The 24,401-nt window shown below is 72.5% G+C and carries 21 protein-coding genes and 2 tRNA genes; 19 read left to right on the top strand and 4 right to left on the bottom strand.

All coding sequences use genetic code 11. The features are described from left to right. Window positions 1-9 precede the first annotated feature (9 nt). From ACFY60_RS07520 to ACFY60_RS07495, 6 genes are all read left to right on the top strand, one after another. Window positions 10-174, top strand: a complete 165-nt coding sequence (locus ACFY60_RS07520; protein WP_030494103.1) for a hypothetical protein — start codon at window positions 10-12, stop codon at window positions 172-174. Between the two features lie 53 nt (window positions 175-227). Then, entirely contained in the window at window positions 228-848 is a 621-nt protein-coding gene (gene nadD, locus ACFY60_RS07515; RefSeq protein ID WP_345283268.1) for a nicotinate-nucleotide adenylyltransferase, read from the top strand. A gap of 19 nt (window positions 849-867) precedes the next feature. Continuing rightward, window positions 868-2,589: a LytR C-terminal domain-containing protein gene (locus tag ACFY60_RS07510; RefSeq protein ID WP_388608632.1), complete on the top strand. Its 1,722-nt coding sequence runs from the start codon at window positions 868-870 to the stop codon at window positions 2,587-2,589. A gap of 69 nt (window positions 2,590-2,658) precedes the next feature. Then, window positions 2,659-3,096 carry a ribosome silencing factor gene (rsfS, locus tag ACFY60_RS07505; protein ID WP_345283282.1) on the top strand — a complete coding sequence of 146 codons (438 nt, stop codon included), beginning with the start codon at window positions 2,659-2,661 and terminating at the stop codon, window positions 3,094-3,096. Then, on the top strand, window positions 3,093-3,746 hold the full coding sequence (locus ACFY60_RS07500; RefSeq protein WP_388609204.1) for a histidine phosphatase family protein: 654 nt from the start codon (window positions 3,093-3,095) through the stop codon (window positions 3,744-3,746). Before rsfS ends, ACFY60_RS07500 begins: the two co-directional genes overlap by 4 nt. Window positions 3,747-3,861: 115 nt before the next feature. Beyond that, window positions 3,862-3,934: transfer RNA gene (locus ACFY60_RS07495), tRNA-Ala, on the top strand. Here ACFY60_RS07495 and ACFY60_RS07490 read toward each other — a convergent pair. Beyond that, window positions 3,916-4,860 carry a helix-turn-helix transcriptional regulator gene (locus tag ACFY60_RS07490; RefSeq protein WP_388608630.1) on the bottom strand — a complete coding sequence of 315 codons (945 nt, stop codon included), beginning with the start codon at window positions 4,858-4,860 and terminating at the stop codon, window positions 3,916-3,918. The genes ACFY60_RS07495 and ACFY60_RS07490 overlap by 19 nt on opposite strands. 645 nt (window positions 4,861-5,505) lie before the next feature. On the opposite strand from ACFY60_RS07490, the gene ACFY60_RS07485 reads away from it, so the two are divergent. Then, window positions 5,506-5,739 (top strand): hypothetical protein, encoded by a 234-nt coding sequence (locus ACFY60_RS07485; RefSeq protein WP_030211122.1) that lies wholly within the window; start codon window positions 5,506-5,508, stop codon window positions 5,737-5,739. Here ACFY60_RS07485 and ACFY60_RS07480 read toward each other — a convergent pair. Then, window positions 5,718-7,043, bottom strand: a complete 1,326-nt coding sequence (locus tag ACFY60_RS07480) for a glycosyltransferase 87 family protein (protein ID WP_388608629.1) — start codon at window positions 7,041-7,043, stop codon at window positions 5,718-5,720. The two genes, ACFY60_RS07485 and ACFY60_RS07480, sit on opposite strands and share 22 nt — an antisense overlap. 122 nt (window positions 7,044-7,165) lie before the next feature. On the opposite strand from ACFY60_RS07480, the gene ACFY60_RS07475 reads away from it, so the two are divergent. The 10 genes from ACFY60_RS07475 to ACFY60_RS07430 all read left to right on the top strand — a co-directional run bounded on the left by ACFY60_RS07475 (window position 7,166) and on the right by ACFY60_RS07430 (window position 19,927). After that, window positions 7,166-7,238: transfer RNA gene (locus ACFY60_RS07475), tRNA-Ala, on the top strand. A 312-nt stretch (window positions 7,239-7,550) separates the two neighbouring features. Beyond that, on the top strand, window positions 7,551-10,418 hold the full coding sequence (leuS, locus tag ACFY60_RS07470; RefSeq protein WP_388608627.1) for a leucine--tRNA ligase: 2,868 nt from the start codon (window positions 7,551-7,553) through the stop codon (window positions 10,416-10,418). Window positions 10,419-10,550: 132 nt separating this feature from the next. Beyond that, window positions 10,551-11,303 (top strand): hypothetical protein, encoded by a 753-nt coding sequence (locus tag ACFY60_RS07465; protein WP_388608626.1) that lies wholly within the window; start codon window positions 10,551-10,553, stop codon window positions 11,301-11,303. Window positions 11,304-11,449: 146 nt separating this feature from the next. Continuing rightward, the gene (locus tag ACFY60_RS07460; protein WP_388608624.1) at window positions 11,450-12,295 is read left to right on the top strand and encodes a DegV family protein; all 846 of its coding nucleotides are present in this window, start codon (window positions 11,450-11,452) and stop codon (window positions 12,293-12,295) included. A gap of 413 nt (window positions 12,296-12,708) precedes the next feature. Next, complete coding sequence (locus ACFY60_RS07455) at window positions 12,709-13,512, top strand: helix-hairpin-helix domain-containing protein (RefSeq protein WP_388608622.1); 804 nt, start codon at window positions 12,709-12,711, stop codon at window positions 13,510-13,512. Beyond that, window positions 13,509-16,037, top strand: a complete 2,529-nt coding sequence (locus ACFY60_RS07450; RefSeq protein WP_388608620.1) for a ComEC/Rec2 family competence protein — start codon at window positions 13,509-13,511, stop codon at window positions 16,035-16,037. Before ACFY60_RS07455 ends, ACFY60_RS07450 begins: the two co-directional genes overlap by 4 nt. Before the next feature lie 49 nt (window positions 16,038-16,086). Next, complete coding sequence (locus ACFY60_RS07445; protein ID WP_388608618.1) at window positions 16,087-16,722, top strand: winged helix-turn-helix domain-containing protein; 636 nt, start codon at window positions 16,087-16,089, stop codon at window positions 16,720-16,722. 5 nt (window positions 16,723-16,727) lie between these two features. Continuing rightward, a complete protein-coding gene (locus ACFY60_RS07440; RefSeq protein WP_388608617.1) occupies window positions 16,728-17,990 on the top strand; it encodes an MFS transporter in 1,263 nt (420 codons plus the stop codon). A 26-nt stretch (window positions 17,991-18,016) separates the two neighbouring features. Next, on the top strand, window positions 18,017-18,898 hold the full coding sequence (locus tag ACFY60_RS07435; RefSeq protein ID WP_388608615.1) for an arylamine N-acetyltransferase: 882 nt from the start codon (window positions 18,017-18,019) through the stop codon (window positions 18,896-18,898). Between the two features lie 105 nt (window positions 18,899-19,003). Beyond that, window positions 19,004-19,927, top strand: a complete 924-nt coding sequence (locus tag ACFY60_RS07430; protein WP_388608613.1) for a YceI family protein — start codon at window positions 19,004-19,006, stop codon at window positions 19,925-19,927. A gap of 39 nt (window positions 19,928-19,966) precedes the next feature. Here ACFY60_RS07430 and ACFY60_RS07425 read toward each other — a convergent pair whose 3' ends face one another. After that, window positions 19,967-20,209 carry a hypothetical protein gene (locus tag ACFY60_RS07425; protein ID WP_388608612.1) on the bottom strand — a complete coding sequence of 81 codons (243 nt, stop codon included), beginning with the start codon at window positions 20,207-20,209 and terminating at the stop codon, window positions 19,967-19,969. Between the two features lie 62 nt (window positions 20,210-20,271). Here ACFY60_RS07425 and holA point away from each other — a divergent pair, with 62 nt between their 5' ends. Continuing rightward, window positions 20,272-21,258, top strand: a complete 987-nt coding sequence (gene holA / locus ACFY60_RS07420) for a DNA polymerase III subunit delta (protein WP_388608610.1) — start codon at window positions 20,272-20,274, stop codon at window positions 21,256-21,258. A 665-nt stretch (window positions 21,259-21,923) separates the two neighbouring features. Here holA and rpsT read toward each other — a convergent pair. After that, window positions 21,924-22,190, bottom strand: coding sequence for a 30S ribosomal protein S20 (rpsT, locus tag ACFY60_RS07415; RefSeq protein ID WP_043221497.1), 267 nt, complete (start codon window positions 22,188-22,190; stop codon window positions 21,924-21,926). Window positions 22,191-22,405: 215 nt separating this feature from the next. Here rpsT and lepA point away from each other — a divergent pair, with 215 nt between their 5' ends. Further along, window positions 22,406-24,274 carry a translation elongation factor 4 gene (gene lepA, locus ACFY60_RS07410; RefSeq protein ID WP_388608607.1) on the top strand — a complete coding sequence of 623 codons (1,869 nt, stop codon included), beginning with the start codon at window positions 22,406-22,408 and terminating at the stop codon, window positions 24,272-24,274. Window positions 24,275-24,401: the final 127 nt, after the last annotated feature.

Here is a 24,401-nt window from a genome sequence, read left to right as displayed (position 1 = left end):
CTGCTGAAGATGAGCCTCCACAGCACCGCCGCCAACCTGGTCACGCTCGCCTCCGAGGGCGCCGAGCACGGCGGCAACCACGACAGCCTCAACCCGTACGTCACGGGCGGCGGCGCCTTCCTCGCCCTGATGCTGCTGCTCTGGATCACCACCCGCTTCAACCGCGACCGCTGAGCCGGAAGACCGCCGATCCGGTGTCCGCCGCCGTGCCAGTAGGCTCTGCACGCATGGGAGAGCAGGAAGTGCCTACTGGCGGCCGCGGCAAGCGCCGACTCGGCGTGATGGGCGGGACGTTCGACCCGATCCACCACGGACACCTGGTGGCGGCCAGTGAAGTGGCCGCCCTGTTCCACCTCGACGAGGTGGTGTTCGTGCCGACCGGGGAGCCCTGGCAGAAGAGTCACAAGGCCGTGTCGCCGGCCGAGGACCGCTATCTGATGACGGTCATCGCCACCGCCTCGAACCCGCAGTTCTCGGTCAGCCGGATCGACATCGACCGCGGCGGCGCCACGTACACCATCGACACCCTTCGGGACCTGCGCTCCCTCAACAGCGACTCCGACCTCTTCTTCATCACCGGGGCGGACGCGCTGTCGCAGATCCTCACCTGGCGCGACGCCGAGGAACTCTTCTCGCTCGCCCACTTCATCGGTGTCACCCGGCCGGGTCACGACCTCACCGACGACGGCCTGCCCAAGGGCGGCGTCTCGCTGGTCGAGGTGCCCGCCCTCGCCATCTCCTCCACCGACTGCCGCGCGCGGGTCGCGCAGGGCGACCCCGTCTGGTATCTGGTCCCGGACGGTGTGGTCCGCTACATCGACAAGCGCCAGCTGTACCGCGGCGAGTGAGTCCCGGGGAGGGGCACCGGTGAACGATCAGCAGAACCCGTACGACCCGTACCAGCCGCAGCCGCAGATCATCGGCTACGACGCGTACGGGCAGCCGGTGTACCAGCAGCAGCTCCCGCAGCAGGCACAGCAGCAGCACTACGACCCGTACGCCGCCCAGCAGGGCTACGCCTACGACGCGTACGGACAGCCGGTCCAGCAGCCGGCGTACGACCCGTACGCCCAGCAGGCCCCCTACCAGCAGCCGGAGCAGCCGCAGGACTACGCCTACCCCGCGTACGACAGCACCGGCAGCACCCAGCAGTGGCAGGCGGCCGCCCCGCCCGAGGCCGCCCCGTACGCGAACCCCGCGCCCGAGGCGCCGGCTGCCCCCACGGCGGCGCCCCCCGGTGTCCCCGGCCAGCGGCCCGCCCCGGAAGCCCCCGGCGAGCCCGGGCGTGCCGGCGGAGCCGGGCGGACGGTGCAGGACGAGGACCGGGCCTACCGCACCGAACAGTTCTCGTTCATCGAGGAGCCCGACGAGGACTCCGAGGACGTCATCGACTGGCTCAAGTTCACCGAGAGCCGCTCCGAGCGGCGCGAGGAGGCCCGCCGGCGCGGCCGCAACCGCATCGTCGCCCTCGTCGTCGTCCTCGTGCTCGCCGCCGCCGGCGGGGTCGGCTACCTCTGGTCCGCAGGCCTGCTGCCCGGCACCTCCCGCGAGCAGGCCGGCCCGGCCCCCGCGACCGGACCGCAGAAGCGCGACACCCTCGTCATCCACCTCCACGACACCAAGAGCGGCACGACCACCACCGCCCTGCTCGTCGACAACGCCACCACCAAGCAGGGCACCACCGTCCTGCTCCCCAACTCCGTCGTCGTCGCCGACGGCGAGGGCGCCGCGACCACCCTCGGCAAGTCCGTCGAGGACGACGGCTCCAGCGGCACCCGCGAGGCCGTCGGCAACCTCCTCGGCGCCGAGATCACCGGCACCTGGCGGCTCGACACCCCCTACCTGGAGAACCTCGTCGAGTACCTCGGCGGCATCGAGGCCGACACCGACACCACGGTGCCCGACCGCAGGAAGGGCGCCGCCCCGCTCGTCGAGAAGGGCGAGAAGCAGACCCTCAACGGCGCCGCCGCCGTCGCCTACGCCACGTACCGCGCCCCGGGCGAGACCGAGGCCGACCAGAGCCGGCGCTTCGGGCAGGTCCTGTACGGCGTGCTCCGCAAGATGCCCGGTGACCCCCAGGCCGCCACCGCCGCCATCGAGTACCTCGTCCAGATCCTCGACCCTTCCCTGCCCGCCAAGGACCTCGGCGCCTCCCTCGCCAAGCTGGGCGAGTACGCCAAGGTCGGTGACTACCGCACGACGGTGCTCCCCGTCGGCGCCGACGGCACCCTCAGCGCCGGCGCGAGCGACGACGTGGTCAAGGACGTCCTCGGCGGCAAGGTCACCCCGCCGGAGAACGACGGCGTGCCGCGGGTCGCCGTGAAGGATGCCTCCGGCAGGAACGCCACCGAGGCCGCCCGGGCCGTCCTGATCAACGGCGGCTACGCCTTCGTCGGCGGGACGACGGAGACCGGCACCCGGGGGACGTCGCAGGTCGTGTACGGCGACGACGCACGGAAGGCGACCGCCGTCGAGGTCGCCAAGACCCTCGGCCTGCCGGAGAGCGCGGTCACCAAGGGCACGCCCGGCGGTGCCGCCGCGGTCACCGTGGTCCTCGGCCGGGACTACAAGGTTCCGGGCGCCTCGTAATCGTTTGCGGGTCCGTCGGCGGTCCGTGAGACCCTGGAGGGGTACTGGACCGCCGACGAAAGCCTGCCTGTGACCGCCACTGATCGCTCCATCGAGCTCGTCACCGCCGCCGCCCAGGCGGCGGCCGACCGGCTCGCGCACGACATCATCGCGTACGACGTCAGCGATGTGCTGTCGATCACCGACGCCTTCCTGCTCGCCTCCGCCCCCAACGACCGCCAGGTCAAGTCGATCGTCGACGAGATCGAGGAGCGGCTGCTCAAGGAGCTCGGTGCCAAGCCGGTCCGCCGCGAGGGCGACCGCGACGCGCGCTGGATCCTGCTCGACTACGTGGACATCGTCGTCCACGTCCAGCACAGCGAGGAGCGCGTCTTCTACGCCCTCGAGCGGCTGTGGAAGGACTGCCCCGAGCTCCCGCTGCCCGAGGACGCCGTGAAGACCCGCGGCAAGGCGGCCGAGCACGCCGCCCTCACCGGCGCCGACGGAGCGGACGGTGAGCTGAGCTGAGCACCACCACGGGCGGCAGGGGCCGCCGCATCGTTCTGTGGCGCCACGGGCAGACCTCGTGGAACCTGGAGCGCCGCTTCCAGGGCTCGACCGACATCGAGCTGACGGAGACCGGCGTCGCCCAGGCGCGCCGGGCCGCCCGTCTGCTCGCCGCGCTGGGCCCGGACGCCATCGTCGCCTCCGACCTGAAGCGCGCGGCCGCCACCGCCGCCGAACTCGCCGCGATCACCGGCCACACCGTCGCCCACGACTCCGCGCTGCGCGAGACGTACGCGGGGGAGTGGCAGGGCCTCACCCACGAGGAGATCGTCGAGCGGTACGGCGAGCAGTACGCGGCCTGGAAGCGCGGCGAGCCCGTGCGCCGGGGCGGCGGCGAACTGGAGACCGAGGTGGCCGACCGGGCCGCCCCGGTGGTCCTGGAGCACGCCGACAAGCTTCCCGACGGCGGCACGCTCGTCGTGGTCAGCCACGGCGGCACCATCCGCACCACCATCGGCCGGCTCCTCGGCCTGGAGGCCCGGCACTGGGAGAGCCTGGGCGGGCTCACCAACTGCTGCTGGTCGGTCCTCGGCGAGGGCGCGCGCGGCTGGCGCCTGCTGGAGCACAACGCCGGCACGCTGCCCGAGCCGGTCCTCGGCGACGACGACTGAGGTCCGAGCGGCCCCCGCCGGGAGCCCTGAGGGGCCTGCGGACCCGGATTTCACTTTCCGGCAGGTCACAGGCTAAAGTTCTTCTTGTTCGAAGCGCGGAGCGCGAAGAACACGAGGGGCTATAGCTCAGTTGGTAGAGCGCCTGCATGGCATGCAGGAGGTCAGGAGTTCAATTCTCCTTAGCTCCACAGACACCGGATCCCGTCCCCGCAGGGGGGCGGGATCCGTCGTTTCCCCCGCTTCGGTCGTCGTCCCGGCCGTTCCTCCGCAGGGTGTCGATCGCGCGGCGGCTCTCCTCGTCGTGCGGCGTGTAGGCCACGATCCGGCACTCCGGCATCCCGGTGACCGACAGCGAGACCGAGGTCATCCGGAGCTCGCCCACCAGCTCGTGCCGGAAGGTCCTCACCGTGGTCCCCGGCGGCACCACGTCACCGCCGCGCCAGAGCCGGGCGAAGTGCGGGCTGGCCTCCGAAAGGCGCCGTACGAAGGACTCCCACGCCGGCTCGCCGACGTGCCGCCCGTACGCGCCGCGCAGCTGGGCCACCATCAGCGGCAGCTCCACCTCCCGGTCGACCACCGGGCACTTCGCGTCGGCCACGGTGAACAGCCCCCACAGCACGTTGGGTGTCCCGGACGGGGCCGGCCTCACCCCCCGCGCGTCCTCCAGGAACAGCCGCGCGTAGGTGGAATTGGCCGCCAGCGCGTCGTACCGCGCGTTGAGGAGCACCGCCGGATGCGGGACCAGCGCGTCGAGGATGCCCTGGATCTCCGGGCTCACGGAGAGGACCTGGCCGGTCGCCGGATCCGGCTCGTACGGCACCTCGGCGAGGCGGTAGAGGTGCTCCCGCTCCGGCCGGTCGAGCCGCAGCGTACGGGCCACCGCGTCCAGCACCTGCGCGGAGGCGTTGATCGGCCGCCCCTGCTCCAGCCACGTGTACCAGGTCACGCCCACCCCGGAGAGCTGGGCGACCTCCTCCCGGCGCAGCCCGGGCGTGCGGCGGCGCAGCCCCGGAGGCATGCCCACGTCCTCCGGAGTCACCCGGGCCCGGCGGCTGCGCAGGAAGGCGGCCAGCTCCGGCCGCCGGCGCGCTCGAGTCGGTGCCACCGTCGTCACACCCCCATGGTCGAGTCCCCGTCCCACCGCTGCCAGGTTCCGCGGATGCCGGCATCGGCGGTCTCTCGTCACCCGTACGCGGCCGCGGTCACGCTCGGCGCACGACCTCGGCCACGACACGTCCCGTCCTCAGTAAAGCCCCCGGCACCGACAATCGCCCCGGACCGCTCCTCGCCACCTGGTTCATGGGGCTCCCCGGCACCTTCATCGTCGATGTCGCCGCCCCGCCATCCGCGCCGAACCGGCCGCCACGCGCGCGGGACCGCGACTCCCGGTCGCCGGACACGCCATCGCCCACGCCGAGTTACCCGTCACCGGTGCCCGCCTCGGGGACCTGGCGGGCCACCGCCGGACCGGCCTCCGGTGAGGGGACGTCAGCGCCGGCCGCCTCGCCGCCGCCGTCACCTTGCTGACCGTGCCCCTGTTCCTCGGGCAGGAGTACGACCGGGTGCTGCCGTCGTCCCGGGAGCCGGGGGGCGTGGTGGGACGGGTGTGACGAGCGCGCCACCCCTCTTGCGGTGCCATGGCAGAATCGGACGGCCGGAGGGGGACCAGGATCCGGACGGGAGGGTGGCCCAGGTGTTCGGCGTCGACGGCGGGGTGTCCTATGTGTGCGCGGCCTGCGGCCACAGCGGGAGCTGACTGATGGGTGCACACAGGCGGAAGTGCGACTGGTGCGGCAGTGGGACGCCCATCGTCCGCGACATGGATCCCGTGAACCCCGATTTCCAGTACTGGTGCGAGGAGTGCGCGCGGGCGCTGATCATAAAAGGCGACCCGATCGAGACCTACCGCGAGTTGGAGGGGGAGCCGATCTACGGCCGGCTCCTCGACGAGCACTGCACCCTCAAGCGGTTCTACTCCTTCGCCACGGCGTGATCGCGTCGGACCGCCGGCTCTCCCTCACCGGGGCCCGGGCGGCCGACGTCTTCTCCTGAGCCGCCGGCGCGTTCCCCCGCCGGCGCGTCACGCCGCCGCAGGCTCAGCGCGTACCCGGCGAGAACGGCGGTCGCCGTCAGCGGGTAGACCGCCGACAGCAGCATCTGACCCGCGTTCTGGTCCAGTTCGGGCCGGCCCGGGTCGTGCGGCACCCACCACAGCGCGAACGAGGCGAAGGCCAGCGCGACCGCGCCCGTCACCGGCCACGCGCGCGTGGAGCGGTCCGCGAGCAGGATCAGCAGCGGGACGCACCAGACCCAGTGATGGGACCAGGAGATCGGGCTGATCATCAGAGCGGTGAAGGCGCAGACGACGACGGCCACCGCCTTGTCTCCGCGCAGCGCCGCCCGTATCGCCAGCGTCATCGCCACGGCGCCGAACGCGCCGGCGGCGAGCACCCACCACACGCCGGGGGAGTCGGTGTGCATCAGCCGGGCGAGGACCCCGCTCAGCGACTGGTTGGCGGTCTCCTCGGCGTGGCCGACCCGCCCGGTCTCGAACAGGGTCCGCGTCCAGAAGGTGCGGGAGTCGGCCGGCAGGGCCACCACCGCGGCCAGGGTCGTGGCGAGGAACACCCCGGTCGCCGTCAGTGCCGTCCTCAGCCACGGGTTCGTCCCGCGGTCGCGGCGCCACAGCAGCAGACCGGCCGCGAGCAGCAGCACCACGAAGAGGCCCGGTGTGAGTTTCACCGCGGTCGCCAGGCCGATCCCGAGCCCGGCCCAGCGGCTCCCCTCGCGACGCGTGAGGTCCCACAGCACCGCCACCGCCACCAGCAGGTTGATCTGTCCGTAGCGCAGCGTCGTCCACACCGGCTCGCACCACACCACGACGGCGGCCACCCACAGCGTCGTACGCCACAGGTCCGTACGGGCCTCGGCGCGCGCCAGGGCCGGGCGCACCAGCTGGAGCGACAGCCGGACCAGGGCGATCACGAGCAGCAGGTTCCCCGCCGTCGACAGCGTCCGCATCACCGGAACGCTCACCCAGGTCAGCGGCAGGAACAGCACGGCGGCGATGGGCGGGTACGTCATGCCCAGGTTCGCCGAGGTGGCGCGCATCGCGTACAGGTCGCCGCCGGCCCGCAGCGTCTCGGCCTCGGCGCGGTAGACCATCACGTCGAGCATGTTCACGTGGGCGAGGCGTTGCGCCACCCAGAAGGCCGTGAAGGAGAGCAGGCAGACCGCCGCGGCGGTGACCAGGGGCCAGGGCCGGGCGCGGGTTTTCGACAGCACGGAGACGGACACAGTCGGCGACCCTACCCGCTGGTCAGAGGCCCCCGGAGAACCGATTTGGAGATCTGCCGGGGAGCCGGTTAATGTTCTGTCTGTCGCCGCGAGGGAAACCGGAACGGAGACGGAAACAGCAAGGGGCTATAGCTCAGTTGGTAGAGCGCCTGCATGGCATGCAGGAGGTCAGGAGTTCAATTCTCCTTAGCTCCACAGTGAAGAAGCGGGCCACCCGGATCGGGTGGCCCGCTTCTTCGTGTGCCGTCCTCTGCGCAGGTCGCGCCCCTTCGCGTGCCGCGCCGTGGCCGTCCGGGCGGCGGACATTCGGTGCGGCCGTTGTGGGCCCTGCGGTACCCTGGCGCCATGCGTGCCGTACGCCTCCTGCTTATCGAGCCGCGCTGATCAGTCCCGGCGGTCACAGACATCCGTCGGATCGGCGCGGCGTCCCCTCCTGTGCGAGGGGATTTTTCATTTCGTGGCAGTTCGTGGCAGTGGGCAGAGACGATCGATGGAGCTTCAAGGACCATGACCGAGACCAATACGGCCGCCGAGACGGCGGCACCGCATCGCTACACGGCGGCCATGGCCGCCGACATCGAGGCACGCTGGCAGGACTTCTGGGACGCCGACGGCACGTACGAGGCTCCGAACCCCACCGGTGACCTGGCGGGCGACCCCGAGATCGCCGCCCGGCCCAAGAAGTTCATCATGGACATGTTCCCGTACCCCTCGGGCGCGGGCCTGCACGTCGGTCACCCCCTGGGTTACATCGCCACGGATGTTTTCGCCCGCCACGCGCGCATGAACGGGCACAACGTTCTGCACACCCTGGGCTTCGACGCCTTCGGCCTGCCGGCCGAGCAGTACGCCGTGCAGACCGGCACGCACCCGCGTGTCTCCACCGAGGCCAACATGGAGAACATGAAGGCCCAGCTGCGCCGGCTGGGCCTGGGCCACGACAAGCGCCGGTCGTTCGCCACGATCGACCCGGACTACTACAAGTGGACCCAGTGGATCTTCCTGCAGATCTTCAACTCCTGGTACGACACCGAGGCCCGCAAGGCCCGGCCGATCGCGGAGCTGGTCGAGCAGTTCGAGAACGGCACCCGCGAGGTTCCCGGCGGCCGTGAGTGGAGCGCGCTGACCGCGGCCGAGCGCGCCGACGTCCTGGGCGAGTACCGCCTGGCGTACGCCTCCGACGCCCCGGTCAACTGGTGCCCCGGCCTGGGCACCGTCCTGGCCAACGAGGAGGTCACCGCCGACGGCCGCTCCGAGCGCGGCAACTTCCCCGTCTTCAAGGCCAAGCTGCGCCAGTGGAACATGCGCATCACCGCCTACGCGGACCGCCTGCTGGACGACCTGGACGGCCTGGACTGGCCCGAGGCCATCAAGCTGCAGCAGCGCAACTGGATCGGGCGCTCCGAGGGCGCCCGCGTCGACTTCCAGGTCGGCGACGCCGGTGCGATCACCGTCTTCACCACCCGCCAGGACACGCTGTTCGGCGCGACCTACATGGTGCTGGCCCCCGAGCACGACCTGGTCGAGAAGATCGTCCCGGCCGCCTGGCCCGAGGGCACCCACGAGGTGTGGACCGGCGGTCACGCCACCCCGGCCGAGGCCGTCGACGCCTACCGCAAGCAGGCCGCCTCCAAGTCCGACGTCGAGCGCCAGGCCGACGCCAAGGAGAAGACCGGCGTCTTCACCGGCGCGTACGCGACCAACCCGGTCAGCGGCGAGCGGGTCCCCGTCTTCATCGCCGACTACGTCCTGATGGGCTACGGCACCGGCGCGATCATGGCGGTTCCGGCGCACGACTCCCGCGACTTCGCCTTCGCGCGCGCCTTCGAGCTGCCGATGCGCTGCGTCGTGGAGCCGAGCGACGACCGCGGTACCGACCCGGCCACCTGGGACGACGCCTTCTCCTCGTACGAGGCGAAGCTGATCAACTCCGCCAACGACGAGGTCTCCCTGGACGGCCTGGGCGTCGTCGAGGCCAAGGCGAGGATCACCGCCTGGCTGGCCGAGCGCGGCATCGGCGAGGGCACCGTCAACTTCCGCCTGCGCGACTGGCTGTTCAGCCGCCAGCGCTACTGGGGCGAGCCCTTCCCGATCGTCTACGACGAGGACGGCGTCGCCCACCCGCTGCCCGAGTCGATGCTGCCGCTGGAGCTGCCGGAGGTCGAGGACTACTCGCCCCGCACCTTCGACCCGGACGACGCCGACACCCAGCCGGAGACCCCGCTGTCCCGCAACGAGGACTGGGTCAACGTCACGCTGGACCTGGGCGACGGCCCCAAGCGGTACCGCCGCGAGACCAACACCATGCCCAACTGGGCCGGATCCTGCTGGTACGAGCTGCGCTACCTGGACCCGCACAACGACCGGGAGCTGGTCGACCCGGCCATCGAGCAGTACTGGATGGGGCCGCGGGAGGGCATGCCCACCGGCGGTGTCGACCTGTACGTGGGCGGCGCCGAGCACGCCGTGCTGCACCTGCTGTACGCCCGATTCTGGTCCAAGGTCCTGTTCGACCTGGGCCACATCTCCTCGGCCGAGCCGTTCCACAAGCTGTACAACCAGGGCATGATCCAGGCCTACGTCTACCGGGACGCGCGCGGCATCGCCGTCCCCGCGGCCGAGGTCGAGGAGCGTGACGGCGGCTTCTGGTACCAGGGCGAGAAGGTCAGCCGCGTCCTGGGCAAGATGGGCAAGTCCCTGAAGAACGCGGTCACCCCGGACGAGATCTGCGCCGAGTACGGGGCCGACACCCTGCGCCTGTACGAGATGGCGATGGGCCCGCTGGACGTCTCGCGGCCCTGGGACACGCGCGCCGTGGTCGGCCAGTACCGGCTGCTGCAGCGGCTGTGGCGCAACATCGTCGACGAGGCGACCGGCGAGGTCACCGTCGTCGACACCGCGCCCGACGAGGACACGCTGCGCGCCCTGCACAAGGCGATCGACGGCGTCTCCCAGGACATGGCCGCGATGCGCTTCAACACCGCCATCGCCAAGATCACCGAGCTGAACAACCACCTGACCAAGTCCGGTGGCGCGGTCTCCCGCACGGTCGCCGAGCAGCTGGTGCTGCTGGTCGCCCCGCTGGCCCCGCACATCGCCGAGGAGCTGTGGCACCGCCTGGGCCACGGGGAGTCGGTCGTCCACCAGGACTTCCCGGTCGCCGACCCGGCGTACGTCGTGGACGAGACGGTGACCTGCGTCGTGCAGATCAAGGGCAAGGTCAAGGCTCGCCTGGAGGTCCCGCCGTCGATCACCGACGCCGACCTGGAGAAGCTGGCCCTGGCCGACCCGCACGTGGTCAACGCGCTGGGCGGTGCCCAGATCCGCAAGGTGATCGTGCGCGCGCCGAAGCTGGTCAACATCGTGGCCGGCTAGCCACCCGCGGACCGACCCAGGGGTTTCCCCTACGGGCAGGTTGGGGGTTCCGATGGAACCTCCGGCCTGCCCGTTCCGTTTACCGTGGAGGAACCACAACCGTGGAAGCCGACGGACACCGGAGGGGCGCACATGGATGCCGCGATTGTCACGATCCTGGCGCTGTTGTTCTTGGCGTTCGTGGCGCTCGGGGTCTACGCCACCGTCAAGGTGGTCAAGGCGACCAAGCGCGGGGTGGACCGCACGATCGACCAGGCGCGACGGACCGTCGAGGACACGACGCTGCGCGCCAAGAGCATCGGCCAGGCGGGCGTCGCGGGCGAGCTGGCCCGGCTGAGACTGTCGCTGCGCACGTCGATGAGGGCCACGCAGGAGGCGCTGAAGGCCGGTGCCGTCGAGGACGCCTCCCTGCGGGAGTCCCTCGATCTCTTCCAGCGGCTGAGCGCTCACGGCCTCGAACTGGACGAGGACCTCAAGCGGCTGGAGAAGGAGCCCGACCGGGCGTGGGTGGCCGCACAGCTCCCCGATCTGAGCGCGCGGACGGAGCGGATCACGGGCTCGGCCGAGGCCCTGCGCCGGGCCGCCCGGGAGCGGGCCCGGAAGTTCGCCGAGGACGACTTGTCGACGCTGTCCGCGCAGATCGACATGGAGGCGGGCGCGCTGCGCCACTGGGACGGCGTGGAAGGCGGACCGCGGGCCGCCGCCGGCGGTGCGGCCGCGTCCGCCGCCCCCTGGGGGGAGCCGGGACCGGCGGCCACCGGACACTCGACGGCCGGTTCCGGCGGGACGGGGGCGGCCGAGGGGCCGCAGGCCCTTCCGCCGCGCGATCCGCGGCCGACCGCCTACCCGTGGGAGAAGTCGGCCCGCCCGGAGAGCACCACCTGACGGAGCGGACGGGGCCCGTCGGACCCGCCGGGGAAGGGTGACCGGGCCGTCGGTGCCGTGCTGTCCGGCGGGCCCGCGCCGTCCGGGCCCGGGCTGCGCAGGGGGCGGACTGCCGCGCGGCGGCCGTGACGGGTAACCTCCCGCTCATGTCCCGGCATGTCGCGATCGTCACCGATTCCACGGCCTACCTGCCACCCCAGACGATGGAGCGGCACGCGATCACCGCGGTCCCGCTGACCGTCGTCATCGGTGACCGCGCCTATGAGGAGGGCACCGAGATCTCCGCCAGATCCCTGGCCGAGGCCCTGCAGAAACGGCGACACGTCACCACCTCGCGCCCGGCGCCCGAGGTCTTCGCGGAGGCCTACCGGGAGGCTGCCGCGGCCGGTGCAGGGGGCATCGTCTCCCTGCACCTGTCCTCCGAGGTCTCCGGCACGTACGACGCGGCCGTCCTGGCCGCGAAGGAGGCACCCGTCCCCGTGCGGGTGGTCGACACCCGCATGGTCGGCATGGCCCTGGGCTTCTGCGCGCTCGCGGCGGCCGAGGTCGCGGAGGCCGGCGGCTCTCTCGACGAGGCCGCCGCGGCGGCCGAGAAGCGGGTGGCGAACACCTCCGCCTACTTCTACGTCGACACCCTCGACTATCTGCGCAAGGGCGGCCGCATCGGGGCCGCCCAGGCCCTGCTGGGTTCCGCCTTCGCGGTCAAGCCGCTCCTCGCACTCGACGGCGGTCGCATCGAGTTGCGGGAGAAGGTCCGCACCGCCTCCAAGGCCATCGCACGCCTGGAGGAGATCGCCGTCGAACGGGCCGGAACGGGCCCCGTCGACGTCGCCGTGCACCACCTCTCCGCACCCGAGCGGGCCGCCGTGCTCGCCGACCGTCTGCGAAAGCGCCTACCGGCCATCGAGGACCTCCAGGTCAGCGAGGTGGGTGCGGTCATCGGCGCCCACACGGGGCCCGGTCTGCTCGCGGTGGTCGTCTCCCCCCGCTGATCGCCGGCCCCTCACCCGGAAGAGTGAGGGAGTTTTCCACAACCGGGCGATTGTCCACGGAACATGGCGCGGACCGGCACGGCGAGGCGGTGATCCCTACCGTCACGAGCATGGTTCTTCACACAGACATCGCCACGACCGCGTTCGGCACCGGCAGCGCCCCGGCGGCCCCGACGAGCGGGCCCGGCCGTGCGCCGGGTTCCGACGGACGGAGCAGGACGGGCGGCCGGGGGTCGCCTCCCGGACGGGCCCGGCGACGTTCCCGCGTCGGCGGGACGGGGGTGGCGGCGGGCGCGGGCTCGGTGCCGCCTCCGGTCCGGGACGCCGCGACAGCCCCGGACCCGCTTCCGATCGGCGGGGACGCCGTACGGGTCAGGGGAGCCGCCCTGTTTCCGGAGGCCCGGCTGCCGGGGGTGACGGAGGTTCGGGAGACGGGGGGCCGGGAGGAGGTGACGGCCCGCCGTTCACCGCCGGGACGGCGGGAGCGGTTCGCGGAGGCGGTCCGGGAGCGGATCCCGCTGTGGGTGCGGACACGGTGCGGTCTCGAACCGAGGACGCTGGCCGCGCTCGCGGTGGTCCTCGCGGTGGCGACCGTGATCGCGGGCGCCTTCTTCTGGACGGGACGGCCCGAGCCGATCCGGGCGCCCGAAGTGGTGCGTGCCGTCCCGCCACCGGTGGCCGCCCCGGCGTCGGAGGTGTCCACACCGCTTCCGGCGCAGGCCGCTCCGCCGAGGGCCGTGGCGAGCGCGGCGAGCCAGGCGAACGTCGTCGTGGACGTCAGCGGCAAGGTGCGCCGCCCCGGGGTGCTGACGCTGCCGGCGGGGTCACGGGTGGCGGACGCCCTGAGCGCCGCGGGAGGGGCGCAGCCGGGAGCGGATCTGACCGGTCTCAACCGGGCGAGGGTGCTCCTGGACGGTGAGCAGGTCCTCGTCGGTACGCCGGGGCCGCCGGGCGGCGGCCCGGGACCGGGCGCCGCCCCGGGATCCGCCGGTGGTTCGGCACCCGGGGCTGCCCCGGGCCCTACGGCACCGCTGAGCCTCAACGCGGCCACGGCGGAACAACTCGACTCGCTGCCGGGCGTGGGGCCGGTCCTGGCGCGGCACATCGTGGACCACCGCAGCCGGCACGGCGGCTTCCGCACGGTCGCGGAGCTGCGGGACGTCGACGGCATCGGTGAGCGCCGCTTCGCGGATCTCGAACCGCTGGTCCGGCCATGAGCCCGGGAGGCCGTCCGGCCGGGCCCGTGGCTGAGCCGTCGGCAGGTCCAGGTGCGCGGACACACCCGGAGCCCGACAGGGAGGCGGGCGCGCGGGTGGAGAAGGAGGGGCCGTCCGATCTGCGGCTCGTGCCGCCGGCCCTGGCCGCCTGGGCGGCGGCGGCCTGGGCCGTGGGCACGACCGGGTGGCGGACAATGGCCGCTGTGGCGTTCTGCCTGGTGGCGGCGGCCTTCCTGCTGGTTCCGGCGGTGCGGCGGCGTGCCGCGCGGACGGCGGGGCGCGGACTGCGGGCGACGGCGATGGCCGGAGTGCTGCTGTGCGCGGCGGCGGGTGCGGCGTCGGCGGGGCTGCACGCGGCGGACCGGGTGCGTGGTCCTGTGCCGGGTCTGGTGGAGCGGTACGGCCGGGCGCAGGTGGAGGTGACGGTCACCGCCGATCCCCGGCTCACCCGGCCCAGGGTGCGGGGCAACGCGATGGCGCCCGTCTCGGTCGTCCTGGACGGGGAGGTGACCCGGGTCGAGGGCGTGGACGGCTCCGTCCACCGGACCAGGACCCCGGTGCTGGTGATCGTGCCGCCGGGGGAGGGGCGGGAGGCGTGGCTCCGGCTCCTTCCCTCCACCCGGCTGCGGGTGGAGGGACGGTTCGCGCCGCCCCTGAACCCGGCGGAGCGGTTCGCCGCGGTCCTGAGGGCGGACCGGTCGGGTCCGCCCCGGGTCGTCGGGCGGCCGAGCGCGCCGCAGCGCCTCGCGGGGAAGCTGCGGGCCGGGCTGCGGACGGCGTCCGACGATCTCGCCCCCGACCCGCGGGCTCTGCTGCCGGGCCTGGTCGTCGGCGACACCTCCAGGATCGGGCCCGAGCTGCGGGAGGCCTTCGTGGCCACGGACCTCACCCACCTGCTGGCGGTCTCCGGGAGCAACCTGTCGGTCGTCCTGCTGCTGCTCGTCGGCCGCCCGGGCAGGGCCCACCGGGTGGAGCGGGGCGGGCTCGCGCCCCGGCTGGGGATGTCCCTGAGAGCCACGGCGCTCGCGGGCGGGGCGCTGACGCTGGTCTTCGTCCTGGTCTGCAGGCCCGATCCGAGTGTGCTGAGGGCCGCCGCCTGCGGTCTGGTCGTGCTCCTCGCGATCGGCACGGGCCGGCGCCGGTCGCTGATCCCGGCGCTCGCGGCGGCCGTGCTGGCGCTGGTGCTCATCGACCCCTGGCTGGCGCGGAGTTACGGGTTCCTGCTCTCGGTCCTGGCCACCGGGTCGCTGCTCACGGTGGCGCCGCGCTGGAGCGCGGCCCTGCGACGGCGCGGGATGCCGGACCGGATCGCGGAGGCGCTCGCGGCGGCTTTGGCGGCGCAGGCGGTGTGCGCGCCGGTCGTGGTGGTGTTCGCGGCGCGGGTGAGCCTGGTCGCGATCCCGGCGAACCTGTTCGCGGAGTTCGCCGTCGCCCCGGCGACGGTGCTCGGCTTCGCCGCGCTCGCCCTGGCGCCGCTGTGGGCGCCGGCCGCGGAGGGCGTGGCCTGGGTGGCGGGGTGGCCGGCCGGGTGGATCGCCACGGTGGCGCGGACGGGTACGGCGCTGCCGGGTGCGGAGGTGCGCTGGCCGGGCGGTTGGTGGGGCGGTCTGGGGCTCGCGGTGCTCACGGCCCTGGTGGTGTTCGGCGCCCGCCGGTTGCCGTACCGGGGGGTGATCGGCGCGGTCCTGACCGTCGTGCTGGTCCTGGTGGTCGTACGGCCGGCGCCGCTGGCGCGGTGGGCCACCGGATGGCCGCCACCGGGCTGGGCGCTGGCCCTGTGCCAGGTGGGGCAGGGGGACGCCGTGGTGCTCGCGGCGGGCGGGGACGCGGCCGTCGTCGTGGACGCGGGCCCGGAAGCGGGGCCGGTCGACCGCTGTCTGCGCGAACTCGGGGTGAAAGAGGTGCCGTTGATCGTCCTCACACACTTCCACGCGGATCACGTGGCGGGGCTGCCGGGGGTGCTGCGCGGTCGCGCGGTGGGGGCCATCCAGACCACGGGGCTCCAGGAGCCGCCGGGGCAGGCGGCGTTCGTCCGGCGGACGGCGGCACAGGCGGGGGTGCCGCTGGTGCGCGCCGTGGCGGGGGAGCACCGGAGGATCGGTGCCCTGCAGTGGTGGGTGCTCTGGCCGGCCGCCGGGCCCCCCGCGCCGGGGACCGGGGCGAACGACTCCAGCGTCACCCTGCTCGTCCGGACCGCGGCCGGTGCGAGGGTGCTGCTGCTCGGGGACCTCGAACCACCGGCGCAGGCGGCCCTGTTGCGCAGCCGTCCGGAGCTGGGTCCGGTCGACGTGCTGAAGGTGGCCCATCACGGCTCGGCGCACCAGGACCCGGGGCTGATGCGGGCGGTGCGGCCACGGCTGGCACTGGTCTCGGCAGGGGCCGACAACCCGTACGGGCATCCCTCGCCCCGCACCGTGGCAGCGCTGGGCGCGGGCGGGGCGAGGGTGCTGCGAACGGACCGGGACGGGGCGATCGCGGTGGTGGGCGCGGGACGCGGGCTGGCCGCCGTGGCGAAGGGCGGGTGAGCGCCACAGGAAGCTTGTAAAGGAATCTTTCTAAAGATATCTTTACATCATGTCGGAGAACAGCGAACCCCGCCCCAGCGAAGTCCGCCCCGGAGAGGAGCAGCCCCGCAGCATCCGACTGACCGACCCCCGTGCCCTGCGGGCCTACGCCCACCCCCTGCGGCTGACCCTGGTCGGCCTGCTCCGCAGCAACGGCCCCTTCACCGCCACCCGGGCCGCCGCTCTGACCGGGGAGTCCGTGGCCAGTTGCTCCTACCACCTGCGCATACTCGCCAAGTACGGCCTCGTGGAGGAGGCGCCCGGCGGGCGCGGGCGGCAGAAGCCCTGGCGGGCCACCGCCCAGTACACGGAATGGCCGGAGTACAGCGAGGACCCGACGGTCGCGGAGGCCGCCGACGCGCTGAGCGCCGCCGTCGCCGAGCGCTACTTCGAGCGGTTCACCCGCGCCATGGAGAACCGGCGCGGCACCCCGAAGGAGTGGCGCGAGGCCGAACAGCTCGGCGACTCCCTGCTCCACCTCACCCCCGGGGAGCTGGCCGACCTGGGGAAGCGGATCGAGGAGTTGCTCCGGCCCTACGAGGAGCGGGAGAGCGACCGTTCGCTCCGACCCGAGGGGGCCCGCCCCGTCAGCATCATGCGCATCGCCTACCTGGACCAGGACGTCCCCACCGACGAGAAGGAGTGACCGAGGTGCCCTTCGCCGACCGCGTTCCCGCGCTGCTGCGCGAACGTGTCTTCCGCCGGTACTGGACGGGACAGACCGTCTCCCTCGTCGGCGACCAGATCTCCCTCATCGCCATCCCGCTCGCCGCCGTCCTGGTCCTCGGCGCGGACGCCGCCTCCATGGGCTGGCTCAAGACCGCCGAACTGCTCCCCGCCCTCCTGCTCAACATGCCGCTCGGCGCCTGGGCCGACCGGCAGGCCCGCCGCCGGCACGTCATGATCGCCACCGACCTCGCACGGGCAGCGCTGCTCCTGACGCTCCCCGTCGCCTACGCCTTCGACGCCCTCACGCTGGTCCAGCTGTACGTGGTCGCCTTCGCGGTCGGGGCGCTCACCGTGCTGTTCGAGGTCTGCAACAGCACGATTCTCGTCGCGCTCGTCCCCACCGACCGCTATGTGCAGGCCAACTCGCTGGTGAACGGCAGCCGGTCGGCGTCCTGGCTGGCCGGGCCCGGCATCGGCGGCCTGCTCGTGCAGTTCCTCACCGCCCCCTTCGCCCTGGTGGCCGACGCCCTCACCTACCTGGTGTCGGCCGGATACCTGGCACGGATACGCCCCGAGGAGCCCCCGGCCACCCCCGCGGGCAAAGGCCACTTCACCGAAGGGCTCCGCTGGGTGATCCGGGAGCGCTCCATGCGCGTGCTGTTCGCGGCCTCCGGCACCGTGCAGTTCTTCAACTACATGTTCCACACCCTCTTCGTGCTCTACGCGACCGCCGAACTCGGCCTGAGCGCGGGAGTGCTGGGCGCGGTGCTCGCCGCGGGTGCCGTCGGCGGACTGCTCGGTGCCGTGCTGAGCGGCACGGTGGTCCGCAGGATCGGCATCGGCCCCTCCATCGTCACCGGCTTTCTCGGCTTCACCGCGCCGCTGGTCCTCATACCCCTGGCCGACGGTCCGTTCCCGCTGGTCGTCGGCCTGCTGTTCGTCGCGGAGTTCCTCTCCTGCGTGGGTGTCATGCTCGTGGACATCGCCGCCGGCTCCTTCCAGATGGCGGTGATACCCGACGGGATCCGGGCCCGGGTGATGGGCGCCTTCCGTACCCTCAACCACGGGTTCCGCCCGGTCGGCGCGCTCGCCGGCGGTCTGCTCGGCACCGCCCTCGGTCTTCGCCCCACGCTGTGGATCGCCACCGTCGGAGCCATGCTCGCCGTCCTGTGGATCCTGCCCTCCCCCCTGGCCAGGCTGCGCCAACTCCCCTCCAGGGAAAGGGAACCGGCACCCGTCACGTGATCTGCCGGGTCGGGCAGACTGGCCGTATGACCACTCAGCAGACCGGGGGCGAACCAGCCCCGACCGCCATCCCGCCGACCGGGGCCCACGAAGCCCCGGCCGGCCTCCTGCCGGCCGCCACCGTCGACGCGTACCTGAGCCGTATCGGGGCGGACCGGCCCGACCGCGCGGACGCCGACGCCCTGGGTGACCTCCAGGTGCGCCACCTGCGCAGCGTCCCCTTCGAGAATCTCTCGATCCACCTCGGCGAGCCCGTCGTGCTGGATGAGAGGGCGCTGGTCGACAAGGTGGTGGAGAGGCGCAGGGGCGGCTTCTGCTACGAGGTCAACACCGCGTTCGCCGCGCTCCTGCGGTCACTCGGCTTTCAGGTCTCCCTCCTCCAGGGACGCGTCTTCGACCCGGCGGGGCGGCCCGGCATCCCGTACGACCACATGGCGCTCCTGGTCGTGACGGAGGACGGGCGGCGGTGGCTCGCGGACGTCGGCTTCGGCGAGCACAGCCACCACCCGCTCGCCTACGACGAGCGCGGCGAGCAGAAGGACCCGGCCGGAACCTTCCTCGTACGGGAGACGGCCGAGGGCGACCTGGACGTGCTGTACGAGGGAAAGCCGCAGTACCGGCTGGAGACGCGCCCGCGCGAACTCGCCGATTTCGCCGCCGGTGCCTGGTACCACCAGACCTCGCCCGCGTCGCACTTCACGGGCTCCCTCGTCTGCTCGCGTCTCACCGACGACGGACGGGTGACCCTCAGCGGTACGAAGCTGATCACCCGGTCCGGAGGGCGGCGGACCGAGCGGGAACTCGACGGGGAGGAGGAGGTCCGCACGGCGTACCGGGACCTCTTCGGGATCGTGCTGGACGCGCTCCCGGTGGTGAGGAATCCGGCCGTAAAGAACCGGACTCCCTAAAACGGACCCTCGGTAACACTTGCCCCCGTTTGCCTCGAACACCGCAACGGTGATCGAATGCCACGTCGTCGCATGGTGAACGAGTCGCACGGGGGTGCGTGAAGGATGTTCGGTGGTCTGTTCGGAAAGCGTCAGGCCGGTGCCGCCCGAGGCGGTCCCCTCTCCGGCCTCGCCGTACCCGCCTCGGCGGGCGTGCTGAGCTGCCGGGTGCTCGACCCCGTGCACGAACCGGTACGGCAGGCCGAGTTCACCCTCAGCGACACGGCCGGGCGCAAGGTGCTGGGCGGTGAGACCGACCCGTACGGCACCGTCCTCGCCACCGTGCCCGCCGGTGAGTACCGACTCGCCGTCACCTCCGACGGCTACACCCCGTACCACCGCACCGCCGTCGTCACCGAGGGCCGGCACGCAGGCCTCGGCGACGTCCTCCTCCAGGTCGCACCGCAGCCCCAGCTCCCCGAACCCGGCGACTGGGAGATCGACCCGCTGCATTCGCAGATCGGTTTCACCGCCCGCCACATCGGCCTCGCCCGGATCCACGGACGGTTCAACAGCTTCGCCGGCGCCCTCCGGATCGCCGACCGCATGGAGCACTCCGCGATGCACGTCGTCATCGACGCGGCCTCCATCGACACCGGGGTCCGGATGCGCGACGACCACCTGCGTTCCGCCGACTTCCTGGAGGTCGGCGCCTACCCCACGATGGAGTTCTACAGCGACCGCTTCGTCCACCGGGGCGGCAGCCGCTGGGCCGTCACCGGCGCGCTGACCCTCCACGGGGTCAGCCGCACCGTCACCCTCGACACCCAGTACCTCGGCCTCGGCAACGGCCTGGAGGGGGAGACCCGCGGCGCCTGCCGGGCCACCACCGAGCTGCACCGCGAGGACTTCACCCTGACCTGGCAGACGCTCCTCGCCCGCGGGATCGCCGCCGTCGGCTCCAGCATCAGCATCGACCTCGACGTCCAGATCCTGCCCAAGGCCGGCACGGCGGTCGTGGACGAAGCGCCGGCCCACGCCCACGCCTGACCCGGGCGGGCCCCGGGCGGGCGGCGGGGGGACGGACCCCTACGGGGCCTCGAGCCATCCCTCGTACTCGGCGGCCAGGGCGTCCAGGGCCGCCGGGTCGAACCGGCCCTCCGGATCCTCGACCACCACCAGCCACTGCGCGTCCTCCGCGTCGTCCTCCCCGGCCAGCGCGTCCCGGACCAGCTGCGGCTCCTCCCCGACGCCGAAACGGTCCGGCAGCTCCTGGGCGACCTCCTCGGCCGCGTCCCGGTCGGGCAGTACCAGTACGTGTCGTTCACTCACCCCGCCATTCTCCCGTCCCGTGCGGCCACGGTTGTCAGTGGCCCATGGGATGCTGAAGGGCGATGGCCACCAGAAAGACATCCCCCGACGACCTGCTCGGCCCCGTGACGCTCGCCGTGGGGCAGGAGGACCTGCTCCTCGACCGCGCCGTCCAGGAAGTGGTCGCGGCCGCCCGCGCCGCCGACGCCGACACGGACGTACGCGACCTCACCCCGGACCAGCTCCAGCCCGGGTCCCTCATGGAGCTCACCAGCCCCTCCCTGTTCGCCGAGCGCAAGGTGCTGGTCGTGCGCAACGCCCAGGACCTCACGGCGGACACGATCAAGGACGTCAAGGCCTACCTGGACGCGCCCGTCGAGGACATCACCCTCGTCCTCCTCCACGCGGGCGGCGCCAAGGGCAAGGGCCTGCTCGACGCGGCGCGCAAGGCCGGGGCGCGTGAGGTCGCGTGCCCGAGGACGACGAAACCGGCGGAGCGGCTGACGTTCGTACGGCAGGAGTTCCGGCGGCTCGGGCGGGCGGCCACGCCCGAGGCGTGCCAGGCGCTCGTGGACGCCATCGGCAGTGACCTGCGGGAGCTTGCCTCCGCCGTCGCCCAGCTCACCGCCGACGTCGACGGGACCGTCGATGAGGCGGTCGTCGCCCGCTACTACACCGGGCGCGCCGAGGCCTCCTCCTTCACCGTCGCCGACCGCGCCGTCGAAGGGCGGGCCGCCGAGGCTCTGGAGGCCCTGCGCTGGTCCCTGTCCACCGGTGTCGCACCCGTCCTCATCACCAGTGCCCTCGCGCAGGGCGTCCGGGCCATCGGCAAGCTCTCCTCGGCGCGGGGCATGCGGCCGGCGGACCTCGCGCGGGAGCTCGGCATGCCGCCCTGGAAGATCGACCGCGTCCGGCAGCAGATGCGGGGCTGGACCCCCGACGGCGTCTCCCAGGCGCTGCGGGCCGTCGCCGAGGCGGACGCGGGTGTGAAGGGCGGCGGGGACGACCCCGAGTACGCCCTGGAGAAGGCGGTGGTGGCGGTGGCCCGCGCGGCGAGGGGGCGGCGCTAGCGGGACCGTGCGGGGCGCGTTCCCGCGCGGGCGCGGGGCCGGTCCGTCGGCCCCCACCCGGGCCCCTCCCGAAACCCTGCGGGGGGCTGGGCTCCCGCCCCGGGCGGACCCCGGCCCGTTGGTCGGGCGAGCGGGCGCGGGCCCGCCCCGCCGGTGCGGTGGGGTCGGGGCCCCGTCCGGCGGGACGCGGGTGAACGCGACCGCCCGCGCGGCCGGACCGCGTACGGTACGGCGGCCGTACCCGCCGTACCGGGTCCGGGCCGAAGGTGTCCGTCCCGGTGCTTCGGCCGTACGCGGCGTCGCCGCGTTTCGATCGGGGCGTGGTTCGCCGGCCACGACCGGCCTGCGAACGTCCCGGACCGTCCGCCCAGCGGTGCGTCTCCTCGTGCGGTGAGCCGCCCCCATCACCGGACGAACGCCCTCGCTCCCAGCCCTCCAGGGCAGCGCCCACCCACGACATCGCCCAGGGCCCTTTCCCCCCGGTCCCGGGCACGGCGAAGGCCCCGCCGCCCCCTGGGGAAGGGGGAGGCGGGGCCTTCGGCGTCGTGATGTGGGCTCGCACACGCGTGGCGAACGCGTCTCGCGTGCGGGTCCGGGGGGCCGGGTGGGAGCGGTAGAGAGGGTCCGCTGGGTCCCGTGCGGCCGGTGGAGCGCTAGATCAGAGCTCAGCCCTGGAGGGACGCGACCTTGACCGCCAGCGCCGACTTCTTGTTGGCGGCGGCGTTCTTGTGGATGACACCCTTCGAGACAGCCTTGTCGAGCTGACGCGAGGCGGCACGAGCGGCAACGGTGGCCTTCTCGAGGTCGCCGGCGGCGACAGCCTCACGGGCCTTGCGGATCGCGGTCTTGAGCGACGACTTGACGGCCTTGTTGCGCAGGCGCGCCTTCTCGTTGGTCTTGTTCCGCTTGATCTGGGACTTGATGTTCGCCACGAAAGAGCCTTTACAGGTTCGATGTTTCTTCAGGATGTGCCTCTCCCCCGTAGCCCTCCGGGCACGGGAGGCACCCCCGGAAGAGGGCACACGAGACACAGCTGTCCACGGTATCAGCCGCTCTCCGTACCGCCCAAACCGAGCACAGGCCCGCAGTCATGGGACCATGGAGCCTACGTATCCGTTCTGAACATCGCCCGAGACGAGAACCCTGCGTGCCCGCGACTCCTACCAACGTGCCCGAGCCGAGCCGAACCGACCCGGCTCTGATCCGCAACTTCTGCATCATCGCGCACATCGACCACGGCAAGTCCACGCTCGCCGACCGGATGCTCCAGCTGACCGGTGTGGTCGACCAGCGGCAGATGCGCGCCCAGTATCTCGACCGGATGGACATCGAGCGTGAGCGCGGCATCACGATCAAGTCCCAGGCGGTCCGTCTGCCCTGGGCCCCCAACGAGGGGCCCGACCAGGGCACGACGCACATCCTGAACATGATCGACACCCCCGGGCACGTCGACTTCACCTACGAGGTCTCGCGGTCGCTCGCGGCCTGCGAGGGCACGATCCTGCTCGTGGACGCCGCGCAGGGCATCGAGGCGCAGACCCTCGCCAACCTGTACCTGGCGATGGAGAACGACCTCACCATCGTCCCCGTCCTGAACAAGATCGACCTGCCGGCCGCGCAGCCGGAGAAGTTCTCCGAGGAGCTGGCGAACCTCATCGGCTGCCAGCCCGAGGACGTCCTCAAGGTCTCCGCCAAGACCGGCATGGGCGTCGAGGCGCTGCTCGACCGCGTGGTCAGGGACGTTCCGGCCCCGGTCGGCAACGCGGACGCCCCCGCCCGCGCGATGATCTTCGACTCGGTCTACGACTCGTACCGCGGCGTGGTGACGTACGTACGAGTGATCGACGGGCAGCTGAACAAGCGCGAGCGCATCAGGATGATGTCGACCGGCGCGACCCACGAGCTGCTGGAGATCGGCACGAACTCGCCCGAGATGCTGCCGGCCGACGGCCTCGGCGTCGGTGAGGTGGGCTACCTCATCACCGGCGTGAAGGACGTCCGCCAGTCCAAGGTCGGCGACACGATCACCTCGCAGGCGAAGGGCGCCACCGAGGCGCTCGGCGGCTACAAGGACCCGAAGCCGATGGTCTTCTCCGGTCTGTACCCGCTGGACGGCTCGGACTACCCGGAGCTGCGCGACGCGCTCGACAAGCTCCAGCTCAACGACGCCGCGCTGGTCTACGAGCCGGAGACCTCCGCCGCGCTCGGCTTCGGCTTCCGCGTCGGCTTCCTCGGCCTGCTCCACCTCGACGTGATCCGCGAGCGCCTGGAGCGCGAGTTCGGGCTCGACCTGATCGCCACCGCCCCCAACGTGGTCTACCGCGTGGTCATGGAGGACGGCAGCGAGCACACGGTCACCAACCCGAGCGAGTTCCCCGAGGGCAAGATCAGCGAGGTGTACGAGCCGGTCGTCCGCGCCACGATCCTCGCGCCCAGCGAGTTCATCGGCTCCATCATGGAGCTGTGCCAGAACCGCCGGGGCACCCTCATCGGCATGGACTACCTCTCCGAGGACCGGGTGGAGATCCGCTACACCCTGCCCCTCGCCGAGATCGTCTTCGACTTCTTCGACCAGCTGAAGTCGAAGACGCGCGGATACGCCTCCCTCGACTACGAGCCCACCGGCGAGCAGTCCTCCAGCCTGGTCAAGGTGGACATCCTCCTGCACGGCGACAAGGTGGACGCCTTCTCGGCGATCACCCACAAGGACGCCGCGTACGCCTACGGTGTGCGGCTCGTCGCCAAGCTGCGCGAGCTCATCCCGCGCCAGGCCTTCGAGGTGCCCATCCAGGCCGCGATCGGCTCCCGTGTCATCGCCCGCGAGACCATCCGCGCCATCCGCAAGGACGTCCTCGCCAAGTGCTACGGCGGTGACATCTCCCGTAAGCGGAAGCTGCTGGAGAAGCAGAAGGAGGGCAAGAAGCGCATGAAGATGGTCGGCTCCGTCGAGGTGCCGCAGGAGGCCTTCATCGCCGTCCTGTCGAGTGACGAGTCCTCCGGCAAGGGCAAGAAGTAGTCACCCCCGGGTAGCTTCCTCATGCACCGAAGGGGCCCACGTGCGCACGGCACGTGGGCCCGTTCGTTATCCACAGACCCTTACGTGACGGCTTTCCGGCCTCTACTCTGAAGCCGGTTCGAAGGTT

Origin of the sequence: Streptomyces sp. NPDC012827, assembly GCF_042900905.1 — a bacterium.
In the GTDB taxonomy this organism is placed as follows: Bacteria; Actinomycetota; Actinomycetes; order Streptomycetales; family Streptomycetaceae; genus Streptomyces; species Streptomyces gulbargensis.
The sequence above is the reverse complement of the archived record's forward strand: the minus strand, read 5'-3'. Positions and strand labels throughout refer to the sequence as shown.